The sequence below is a fragment of the Mycobacterium sp. 852002-10029_SCH5224772 genome (assembly GCF_001667315.1).
Taxonomy (GTDB): domain Bacteria; phylum Actinomycetota; class Actinomycetes; order Mycobacteriales; family Mycobacteriaceae; genus Mycobacterium.
Map to the genome: position 1 here is coordinate 59004 of NZ_LZHT01000034.1, position 10906 is coordinate 69909.

The following is a 10906-nucleotide window of genomic DNA, read 5'->3' on the forward strand; positions in this document are numbered from 1 at the left end:
CCTCTCGATATCGACACCGACGGACCGACCCAAGTCTGGACCATCAATCTGCCCGCGCAGCGCATCGCGAAGTGGACGAAACGCTGATGACACTCCCCCGTCTGGTGCCGCCCGCCAGCGTCGACGCCGCGACGACCGAGGAGTTGCGCGACGAGGTGCGCGATTTTCTTGCCGACCAATTGGCCGCCGCGGCGTTCACCCCAGCAGTCGATGCCTGGCTGACGGGTTGGGACGAGACATTCACCGCCGCGCTCGCCGCGCGCGGTTGGTTGGGCATGACGGTGCCGTCGGAATACGGCGGCCACGGGCGATCGTTCCTGGAACGGTTCGTGGTGACCGAGGAACTGCTGGCCGCGGGCGCACCCGTCGCCGCGCATTGGATCGCCGACCGCCAGATCGTGCCCTCGCTGCTCAAATACGGCACGGAAGAACAGAAGCAGGAGTTCCTCCCCCGCATCGTGCGCGGAGAATGCTTCTTCGGCATCGGGATGAGCGAGCCGGATTCGGGCTCCGATCTGGCCAGCGTGCACACCCGCGCGACCCGCGTCGACGGGGGCTGGTCGCTGACGGGCACCAAAGTGTGGACCTCGGGCGCCCACCTCGCGCATGCGTTCATCGCACTCGCGCGCACCGCGCCGGTGGACCCGGCGAATCGGCATGGGGGGCTGAGCCAATTCATCATCGACCTGCGCGGACCCGGCATCGAGATCCGGCCGATCGTGTCGATGAACGGCGCCCACCACTTCAACGAGGTGATCCTGGATTCGGCGTTCGTCCCCGACGCCATGGTGTTCGGTGAGATCGGCAACGGCTGGCAGCAGGTGACCTCCGAGCTCGCCTTCGAACGCAGCGGCCCCGAGCGGTTCCTGTCCACGTTCGTGTTGCTGGCCGCCTGCGCCGATCGCATGGCGTCAAACGCCATCCCTCGCGATCCGGATCTGGGGCGACTGGTGGCCCGCATCGCCGGCTTGCATCAGATGTCCACCGCGGTGGCCGGCGCGCTGGAACGGCACGAGCCCGCGGACCTACCCGCCGCGGTGGTCAAGGTGCTGGGCACCACCACCGAAGGCGACGTCGCGGAATTCGCCGACCTGCAGGATTCCCCCGACGCGGGGTTCTCGGCCCTGGTATCTGCGGCCTTGGATCAGCGGCCAGGCTTTACGCTGCGCGGCGGCACCAACGAGGTCTTGCGTGGCGTGCTCGCGCGCGGATTGGGCATGCGATGAGCGCCCGCCCTCCGGTTGACGCCGCGCTCGTCGACATGATGGAGGCGGTATTTTCCGATTACCGCGAAAAGCACCCGCCCGCAGGGACGGTCGAGCGCGACCCCGCCCTCTGGCAGCGCCTCGACGAGCTTGGCCTGGTCCGACTGACCGGGACGGAACAGCACCGCGGCAGCGGGGCAAGTTGGTACGAGGCGGCCGAACTCATGGCCACAGCCGTCCGGCATGGGGTCCGAATCCCGTTGGCCGAGCACGACTTATTGGCATGCTGGCTGCTGGAGGCCAGCGGGATGCCCGCGGGCGACGCGGTTCGGACCATGTGCGTGCTCGACAAACAGGGAACCGCGACAGACGTGCCCTGGGCCGCCTCGGCCGACCGGATCGTGGTCGTGTGGCGAGCCGAGGGCGGGCACCGGGTCGCCGACGTCGCCGCCGAGCAGCTCACGATCACCCAGGGTGGCAACCTGATCGGCGAACCACGCGACACGGTGGCCGCCGAACCGGCCACCCTGCACGGCGTCCCGGTCACCGCAGCCCTCCTCAACCAGCTGCAGCTGAAAGCGGCCCTGGTGCGATCCATCCAGGTGAGCGCCGCCCTGGATCGGATCCTGCAACTGTGCGTCGACCACGCGGCCGCACGAGTCCAGTTCGGCCGCCCCCTGTCCAAATTCCAGGCGGTACAGAACCTGATCTCCGACATCGCCGCCGAGGCCGCACTCGCCCGGGCGACGACCGAGGCCGCACTGCACGCCGCGGTCATCGGCGAATGGTCGACGCCCGACCTGGCTTTCCTTGTGGCCGTGGCGCGTTCGTGTGCCGGCCACGCGACTTCAGTGGTGGTACGCAACGCCCACCAGGTGCACGGCGCGATCGGCACCACCCGTGAGCACGCGTTGCACGAGTTCACCCGGGCCGCGCTCGCATGGCGTTCGGAGTTCGGCTCGGTGCGGTATTGGGACGAACGGGTCACCGACGCGGCGCTGCACGCCAGCGCTGGAGCCCTGTGGGAGCTGATCACCGGTTGAATTCAGACCATGTTCCACTGACCGGGCATCGGCGGTGTTAGGAAGGCCACACCGGAGTTGACTGGCGCCATGAGCAACGACATCACGCTGCCCGAATTGCAGGAGTTCATCGCGTCCTTCTGGTACCACTACGACGAGGCCCACTACGGCGAGCTGGCGGCCAGCTATGCCGAGGATGTGCACTACCTGACCCGAAGCGATTCCGGCGCAAGTCCTTTCGAGGAATTGATGTCACCGGAGCTCAACGGCCGCGACGCGGTGATGGAATGGCTGTCCGAGCACCGCAAGCAGAGCCCCTACCCGTTGCGGCACCACGCCACCAACCTGTGTCGCACCGGCGCCGACGGGGACGTCACCCGCGCGCGGTTTTACATCTTCGTCAACCACATCGCCAACTTCGTACCATTCGCGGTATCCAGCGGCGTGGTCAACGTCGGCGTTCGGCGCGGCGCCAATGGACTGGAATTCACCGAGATGGACGTAATCCTCGACGCCACCAACTCGGTTCTGCTCTCGGAATTACACGCCGAAAGCCGCGCCGACTCATAGTCATGGACGCTCAGAAAGCCTTCGGGGACGGGGTCGCGGTCATCACCGGTGCCGGATCCGGCATCGGCGCCGGGCTGGCCCGGCACGCCTCCCGGTTGGGCATGACGGTGGTGCTGGCCGACGTCAACGGGGACGCCGTCGCCGCCCTGCGCGACGAGTTGTCCGCGGTGGGCGGCGTGGCTCACGATGTCGTCTGCGACGTGCGCGACCCCGACGCCGTGCAGGATCTCGCCGACCGTGCCTACCGTGACGTCGGGCCGGTGCGCCTGCTGGTGAACAACGCCGGCATCGAACAGTTCGGCTACCTGTGGGACACGCCGGTGGCCAACTGGCAGCGCATCATGGACATCAACGTCAGCGGTGTTTTCTACGGCGTGCGCGCGTTTCTGCCGAAGATGATGGCCACCGATGAGCAGGCATGGGTGTGGAACATCGCATCGGTGGGCGCGGTGGTGGCGATCCCGTTGCAGGCGCCCTACATCGTGAGCAAGCACGCGGTGCTGTCGCTGACCGAATGTTTGCACCTCGAAGTGCAGGCGGCGGGGCACGACCACCACATCCGCGTCCAGGCCGTGCTGCCCGGACCGGTGCGCTCCAACATCTTCGAGTCGGCCGGCGGCGTCGACCCCGGCGCCGCCAGCGACGCGGCGGCCGCCGAAACCCACCGCTCGACCATGCTCGGCATCAAGGCCGCAGCCATGGAACCGCTGGAGGCCGCCGGGATGATGTTCCGGCAGTCCGCCGAAGGTCGCTTCTACCTGCACACCCATCCGGACAGCGTCGGGGCGGCGATGACCGAACGGGCTAATATGCTTGCCGCGCAACAACACCCACGACTACGGACCGGAACGCGGTTCGAATCCGCGCCGCAATGACATGGCTGCCGACGTGACGGCCGACATGACCTCGCACGCCATGGATCCCGACGCGGCCGCCCGGGTGGCCTCGTTCGGCGAGATCGCCCCGATGCGGCAACGGGGTTTGGCCGCGGTGCGCGCCGGACTCGAATCCGCACCGCTGCCGCAGGACATGCCCGAGATGACCAGCGTCACCGAGTGGGCCGTCCCGGGCGCCGTCGGCGATGTAGCGGTCAGGATTTATCGTCCGACAACGGATTCCGGCGCACCGGTGTTGATCTATCTACACGGCGGCGGACTGGTGATGGGCTCCAACCGCTCCTTCGAGCCGCTGGCGCGTGAGCTGGCCTCGGCCTCGGCGGCGACCGTCGTGGCCGTGGACTACCGGCTGGCCCCGGAGTCACCGCCGCCCGCGCAGTTCGACGATGCCTACACCGCCACCGAATGGGTGTCACGAAACGCCGGAGAACTGGGCGTCGACGCCGACCGGCTCGCGGTCGTCGGCGACAGCGCCGGCGGCGCGCTGGCCGCGGCGGTGGCACTCGCGGCGCGGGATCGCCACGGACCGGCCATCTGTGCGCAGGTGCTGCTGTATCCCGGCCTGGACCGCGACATGTCCGTTGCCTCGATCGCTGCGATGCCCGACGCGCCGCTGCTCGCCCGCGACGACATCGAGTACGTGCACGCGCTGGCCGACGGCGACGCCGGACCGCCCACGGACCCGTATCTGGTTCCGGCGTACGCGGCCGACCTGTCGAGTCTGCCGCCGGCGATCGTGGTCACCGGGGGCTGCGACCCGATCCGGGACTGGGGTGAGCGCTACGCCGACCGGCTGCGCGACGCCGACGTGCAGACCACCGTCACTCGTTATCCCGGCATGTACCACGGCTTTCTGATGCGCTCCGATGCCACCGCACGGGGCCGGCTGGCCATCGCGGAGGTCGGGGCGCTACTGCGGGCCAAGTTCGCCCACCCGCTCCGGTTTGACGTCCCGATCACCGGACAGCCGTCTCCCGCGTCGCGGTGACGCTGCGCACAATCAACCAATCTTGAACTGCAAAGGAGACAGCTGATGCTCACCGACGAGCGCCGGATGGAGCTTTCCGACGTGCTGCGGCCGGCCGCGCCGCCCCGCGAGATCGACGACGTCTACACCGACGACCAACGCGAGCGCCTCCTCGAGGTGGTGCACACCGAGGGTCCCTGGAAACTGATCATCGCTCAGCACTTTGCGTCCGCGGACGAGTTGATGGCGACGATGAGCGGCATGTTCCCCGAGGGGTTCAGCCCGTCGCTGGATTTGTTCCTGACCCCGACCTTCCGCGGCTACCTCGCCAACTACGGCGCGGTGCTCTACCCGCAATTGCACGACTGCTTCTACAACGAGCGCTTCCTGCAGCTGGCCAAGGACTATTGGAACGCCGAATACGCCAAGCCGCAGATGATGCTGTTCAACATCAACGGCCCGTGCGCCAATCGCGACCCGGGCCACCTGGATGCGCCGAGCTTCCGCGGTGTGCGGCACGAAAACGCCCCCACGTGGTTGACGAGCGTCATGGGCAAATCGGGCCTGTTCCGCGACTATCTGATCAAGATGGCACAGGTCATCACCTGGTTTTCGCTCGACGCCGGCAGCGGCTTCACCTACTGGCCGCACGGACCACTCAAGGCGCCCCAGCGCATCCTGCCCCCGATCAACAACCGCGGTGTGGTGGTGCAAAACGAGATGATGGTGCACCGCGGTGAGGCGAACGGGCCACTGGACCAACAGATTCCGGCGGGCCTGGCGTTCGACACCGTGTTCATCGGGGACCCCACCAGCCGCGAGCATTGGCTGCTGAAAAACGCTGAGGACGTGATCGCCCGCCACCACACCGACGAACTCCGGTTTCTGGTGCACTGGTCGGCCGAGGTGTTCTCCGACTTCGACGAGCTGAAAAAGAACATGGACGGCACCGATGACCTGACCGTCGACAAGGCCATCGACATCATGGTCGACGACCTCAAGGGCAAGGGCATCAACCTCGACATCCCCGGCGAACCGCTGCACGATCCGGACTTCATCAGCGCGCTGAACGCCGCCTATGACCTGGGCGGCCCGGCGACCTACCCGGAGGAAGCCCCGATCAGCGCCTTCCAGCTCGCATGAGCATGATTGCCCTGGTCGCTTCGGACGGCGGCGCACATGCCTAGCACCACGGAATAACCGCATGGATGATGAACGATTGCAGGCTGTCTGCGATGAACGCGACGTCGAGCGCGCACTGAATCTGTTCGCGAGAGCCATGGACAATCGTGATTGGGACACGATGGCCGAGATCCTTGCCGACGATGCGCGCGGCGATTTCGGGACCGGGAGTCTGGAGGGACGCGGGACGATCATCACGATGATTCGCGGGTTCCTCGACAAGTGCGGTCCCACTCAGCACCTCTTGGGCAACGTCGTTGTCGACGTCACGGGAGACACCGCAGTGAGTCTCGCCTATATCCGCGATGTGCACTTGAACTCGACAGCTGACCCGACGACGCGGTTCTATACCATCGGCGACTATCACGACACCTGGCGGCGCCGGCCCGATGGATCGTGGTGCTTGACGGAGCGGGTCAAGATCAACCGCGCGTACGTCGGCCCGCTTGAAATATTCGGCAATTGACCGGTGCCGTTGGACATCTCACGGCGCCTTGGTCACGTCCGGATCTGAACGGCGTCGTCGACGATGGACAAGTCGCCGAGTCGCACCGCGTCCAGAATCGACCCACGCAGCGCCGAGCACGCCAGGAACACGCCGCGGCTGCCGGGCCCCGAAATCTGCTGCGCCTCGGCGCGTTCGGCGCACCGGGTCGTCGCCGCGGCATTCCACTGCACGCTGGTCTGGTTCCAGCTGCTCTTGCGCGCCAGCACTTCCGCACCACAGGTGCGGCACACCACGGGAATCATCGGCATGTCCTCGAGGCGATTGTCGGCCCGGACCGACCAGTCGAGTGCCATCACACCGAGCCCGCCGCCTGAGCGGCCATGTTCGCCTCGACCTCTTTCATCCACGCCTCGTACGGGCGGGTCGTGTCGAGCTCGAACTCGAAGCGGTCCACCATATCCGGCTGTACGTCGGCGGCGTCGACGTAGAACTGCTGATACCAGCGGCGCAGCTGGTAGACCGGACCGTCCTCTTCGACCAGGAGCGGGTTGTCGATGCGCGCCTTATGCCGCCAGATCTCGACGTCCTGCTCGAAACCGAGCTTGACATAGTCGCCAAGGGTGATCGCGGTATCCATGGCCTGATCGTCGGGCATCATCTCCGACTTCTTCACGATGATGCCGTATTGCAGCACAAAGGAATTCGAGTCGATCGGATAGTGGCAATTGATGAGGATCGTCTTGGCGTCGCCATACTCGTAGTGATACGTCAGGTCGTCGACCATGAACGAGGGGCCGTAGTACGAGGCCACCGATGTCGTACCCAGCATTTGCGACCCCGTGCCGCCCATGTCCGGTCGGCTTCCACCGTTCATGTATTGGGTGGCGACGTGCCCCTCGAAGATATTCTTGAAGTACGTGGGCAACGAACCGTGAATGTAGAAGAAGTGCGCCATATCCACGACGTTGTCGATGATTTCGCGGCAGTTGCTGCCGACCACGGTCGTGTACCAATGCCAGTCGGTCCACTGGTCGCTGGTGGCGCCCTCGATGCGCGGGATCGTCACCTCCGGTGACGGCGGTTTGCCCTCGGGGTCGTTCCACACGAACAGCAAGCCGTCCTGCTGCAGCGTCGTCCACGCCTGTGTGCGGGCCAGTTTGGGGGTGCGCCGGCTGTAGGGCACCTGCTTGCAGCGGCCGTCGCCGCCCCAGCGCCAGTCGTGGAACGGGCACGCGATCTCGTCGCCCTTCACCTCGCCCTGGGACAGGTCGCCGCCCATGTGCCGGCAGTAGCCGTCGAGGACGTTGATGTTGCCGTCACCGCTGCGGAAGACGACGAGCTTCTGCCCGAACGCGTTGACCGCGTGGGGCTTGCCGTCGCCGAAATCTTTGGTCAGCCCCAGGCAGTGCCAGCCGCGGGCGAACCGCGCCGGTGCGGCCTGCGCTTCTATCAGCCGAACCTCGTCGGCCTCCGTCTGCGACGTCATGGCCGCGATTCAACTCCCCCGGACCGGCCCGCGGGCCACGTTGTTCCACTCATCAGGACGGCTCTTCCTGCGCCGCGGCGCCGCGGCCTAACGTTTCGGACGTGACGACGCGCAGCACGACGATCCCCGCCGGGCTCCCCGTGGCCGACACCGCCGTTGATCTGCTCGTCGTCGGCTCCGGCACCGGCATGGCCGCGGCGTTGGCCGCCCACGAATCCGGGCTGTCGGTGTTGATCGTGGAGAAATCGTCGTATGTGGGCGGCTCGACCGCCCGCTCCGGTGGCGCGCTGTGGCTGCCCGCGAGCCCGGTACTGGCCGAAGCCCATGCCGGTGACACCGCCGAGCGCGCCGGCGCCTACCTGGACTCGGTGGTCGCCGGATCGGCACCCGCGCAGCGGTCGGCGCAATTTGTGGCGCACGTGTCGGCGACGGTGGAGATGCTGCGCCGCACGACGCCGCTGCGCCTGTTCTGGGCGCGCGACTACTCCGACTACCACCCCGAGGAGCCTGGCGGCAGCGCTGCCGGGCGCACCTGCGAGTGCCGCCCGTTCGACACCGCGCTGCTCGGCGAGTACCGCACCCGGTTGCAACCCGGTCTGATGGAGGTCAGCATCCCGATGCCGACGACGGGCGCCGACTACCGCTGGATGAACCTGGTGGCCCGCATGCCGCGCAAGGGCATTCCCACGTACGGCAAGCGACTGGCGCAGGGCGTGGCCGGCCGACTGCTGGGCAGGCGCTACGCCGCGGGCGGGCAGGGCTTGGCGGCGGGGCTGTTCACCGGGGTGTTGCGCGCGGGGATCCCGGTATGGACCGATACCGCGCTGGTGCGCCTCGCCCGCGATGGTCAGTGCGTGACCGGCGCCGTCGTCGACCAGGGGGGCCGCGAGGTGACGATCACTGCGCGGCGCGGCGTCGTGCTGGCCACCGGCGGTTTCGATCACAGCATGGAGATGCGGTGGAAGTTTCAGTCGGAAGCGTTGGGCGCCGATCTCAGTCTGGGTGCCGCGGCCAACACCGGCGACGGGATCCGCGCGGGCCAGGAAGTCGGCGCCGACATCGATCTGATGGATCAGGCATGGTGGTTTCCCGCGGTCGCGCCCCTGCCCGGCAAGGCGCCCGTGGTGATGCTGGCGGAGCGGTCGCTGCCCGGCTGCCTGATCGTCGATCACCACGGGCGCCGGTTCGCGAACGAAGCATCGGACTACATGTCATTCGGGCAGCGGTTGCTCGAGCTGGAACGATCCGGCAGCCCGGTCGAGGCGATGTGGATCATCTTCGATCAGCAGTACCGCAACAGTTATGTCTTTGGCGCCGAACTCTTTCCGCGCATGCGGGTCCCACAGGCCTGGTACGACGCCGGCATCGCGGCCCGCGCGGACAACCTCACCGATCTGGGCGCGCGGATCGGCCTCCCGGTATCGGAGTTCTTCGAGACGATGACGCGGTTCAATCACAACGCCGCCGCCGGTGAGGATCCCGACTTCGGGCGCGGCCGCAGCGCCTACGACCGCTACTACGGCGATCCGACGATCAAGCCGAACCCCAACCTGCGTCCGTTGGTCAAAGGCCCCTTCTATGCCGTGAAAATGGTGCTCTCCGATCTGGGCACCTGCGGCGGGCTCAAGACCGATGAGCGGGCGCGGGTGCTGGGCGAAGACGGCGGGGCGATCGCCGGACTGTATGCGATCGGCAACACCGCCGCGAACGCGTTCGGCACGACGTATCCGGGCGCGGGCGCGACGATCGCGCAGGGGCTGGTGTACGGCTACATCGCGGCGAAAGACGCGGCGGGTCGCCGCCATCAGAGCTAGCGGCGATCGCGAGCGCGGCGCAGCCGGGCGAAGCGGGTCGCCGCCATGAGAGCTAGCGGCGTCGAAAGCGCTCTGTCCCAACGTCAAACGGGGTCGTCGTCTTCGTCGTGGTTGAGGAATCGCTCGGGGTGGTGGAAGGCGTTGGTGCGGGGTTGTCCGTGGTCGAGGTGGGCTGGTGGTCGCCATTCGGTGACACCGTGGGCGTTTTTGCGGGTGGTCCAACCCTTTTCGGCCAGCCGGTTATCGGGGCCGCAGGCCAAGGTGAGGTCGTCGATGTCGGTGCGGTGGGTGCTGGTCCAGCCACTCACGTGGTGGACCTGGCTATGGTAAGCCGGTGCGTCGCAGCCTGGTTTCGTACACCCGCGGTCTTTGGCATACAACATGATCCGCTGCGCGGGGGAGGCCAGCCGCTTGGTGTGGTGTAACGCCAACGCCTTGCCGCGGTCGAAGATCGCCAGGTAATGATGGGCGTGGCTGGCCATGCGGATCAGATCCGACATCGGCACCAGCGACCCGCCACCGGTGACGCCTTTGCCCGAGGTCTTGCAGGGTGGTGGTGACCACGACCGACACCGGTAGGCCGTTGTGGCAGCCCAACTCGCCGGAGGCCAGCAGGGCGCGCAGCCCGGCCAGCAGGGCGTCGTGATTGCGTTGCGCCGGGCTGCGCATATCGCGGCGCGCCGCATCCTCATCAGGAACCTCATCGATGAGGGGAACCTCATCGTAGGGGTTACACGCCCCGGGGGCCCCGAGTTTGGCCAGCACGGGTTCGAACGTGGCGCGCGCCTCGGGGGTCAGATACCCGCGGATGGGTGACATGCCGTCGTAGTGCTGGGCCCCGATGGTGATGCCGCGCTTGCGGGCACGTTCGGCATCATTGAGTTTCCCGTCGGGGTTGAGCCAGCCCATCGCCCGGCGGGCGTATTGGCCCAACTCATCGGGGCGAAACCTGCTGGCCTGACGCGCCAGATCGGCCTCGGCGTCCTCGCGGGTGCAGGCGTCGATCTCGTAGGGCAGGTCGGCAAAAAACCCGCGAATCACCCGCACATGCCCATCGCCGATCAATCCCTGGCGTTGGGCGGCCGCGGTGGCCCCCAAGGTGGGCGCCAACAACTCCCCGGTCAGCGCACGACGCTGCCCGAGATCGGCGGCCTCGGCCACCCGGCGCCCGGCCTCGGCGGTGGTGATGCGTAACCGCTCGGCCAACGCACGCCCCAGCGTGTCGCCCAGCTCTGTCGTGGTGGCCTGGGCGCGTAGTTCGTTGATCAAGGTGTGCCCGGGTACGCGGACCCGACGCGCGCCGGGCTCGAGCTTCA

Annotated in this window: 10 protein-coding genes and 2 pseudogenes; 8 read left to right on the top strand and 4 right to left on the bottom strand. The window is 67.3% G+C overall.

Annotated features, from left to right (window positions below):
- The first annotated feature begins 86 nt into the window (after positions 1–86).
- From A5775_RS07875 to A5775_RS07905, 7 genes are all read left to right on the top strand, one after another.
- Positions 87–1226, top strand: coding sequence for an acyl-CoA dehydrogenase family protein (locus A5775_RS07875; RefSeq protein ID WP_067250290.1), 1140 nt, complete (start codon positions 87–89; stop codon positions 1224–1226).
- A complete protein-coding gene (locus A5775_RS07880) occupies positions 1223–2248 on the top strand; it encodes an acyl-CoA dehydrogenase family protein (protein WP_067250252.1) in 1026 nt (341 codons plus the stop codon). The genes A5775_RS07875 and A5775_RS07880 overlap by 4 nt, the downstream gene beginning before the upstream one ends.
- Before the next feature lie 69 nt (positions 2249–2317).
- Complete coding sequence (locus A5775_RS07885) at positions 2318–2797, top strand: nuclear transport factor 2 family protein (protein ID WP_067250255.1); 480 nt, start codon at positions 2318–2320, stop codon at positions 2795–2797.
- Positions 2798–2799: 2 nt separating this feature from the next.
- Positions 2800–3672, top strand: a complete 873-nt coding sequence (locus A5775_RS07890; RefSeq protein WP_067250257.1) for an SDR family oxidoreductase — start codon at positions 2800–2802, stop codon at positions 3670–3672.
- A gap of 25 nt (positions 3673–3697) precedes the next feature.
- On the top strand, positions 3698–4681 hold the full coding sequence (locus tag A5775_RS07895) for an alpha/beta hydrolase (RefSeq protein ID WP_067250293.1): 984 nt from the start codon (positions 3698–3700) through the stop codon (positions 4679–4681).
- 45 nt (positions 4682–4726) lie between these two features.
- Complete coding sequence (locus A5775_RS07900) at positions 4727–5803, top strand: hypothetical protein (protein ID WP_067250260.1); 1077 nt, start codon at positions 4727–4729, stop codon at positions 5801–5803.
- A 61-nt stretch (positions 5804–5864) separates the two neighbouring features.
- The gene (locus tag A5775_RS07905; RefSeq protein WP_067250263.1) at positions 5865–6308 is read left to right on the top strand and encodes a nuclear transport factor 2 family protein; all 444 of its coding nucleotides are present in this window, start codon (positions 5865–5867) and stop codon (positions 6306–6308) included.
- A gap of 32 nt (positions 6309–6340) precedes the next feature.
- Here A5775_RS07905 and A5775_RS07910 read toward each other — a convergent pair whose 3' ends face one another.
- Positions 6341–6643, bottom strand: coding sequence for a ferredoxin (locus tag A5775_RS07910; RefSeq protein WP_067250296.1), 303 nt, complete (start codon positions 6641–6643; stop codon positions 6341–6343).
- Positions 6643–7776, bottom strand: coding sequence for a Rieske 2Fe-2S domain-containing protein (locus A5775_RS07915; protein ID WP_067250265.1), 1134 nt, complete (start codon positions 7774–7776; stop codon positions 6643–6645). Before A5775_RS07915 ends, A5775_RS07910 begins: the two co-directional genes overlap by 1 nt.
- 101 nt (positions 7777–7877) lie before the next feature.
- On the opposite strand from A5775_RS07915, the pseudogene A5775_RS07920 reads away from it, so the two are divergent.
- Positions 7878–9619, top strand: a pseudogene (locus A5775_RS07920) (3-ketosteroid-delta-1-dehydrogenase); the annotation flags it as partial.
- A 54-nt stretch (positions 9620–9673) separates the two neighbouring features.
- Here A5775_RS07920 and A5775_RS26210 read toward each other — a convergent pair.
- Together A5775_RS26210 and A5775_RS07925 are read right to left on the bottom strand one after the other, a co-directional pair.
- Positions 9674–9898 carry a hypothetical protein gene (locus A5775_RS26210; protein ID WP_369827796.1) on the bottom strand — a complete coding sequence of 75 codons (225 nt, stop codon included), beginning with the start codon at positions 9896–9898 and terminating at the stop codon, positions 9674–9676.
- Positions 9899–10015: 117 nt separating this feature from the next.
- Positions 10016–10859 (bottom strand): annotated as a pseudogene (locus A5775_RS07925) (13E12 repeat family protein); the annotation flags it as partial.
- Positions 10860–10906: the final 47 nt, after the last annotated feature.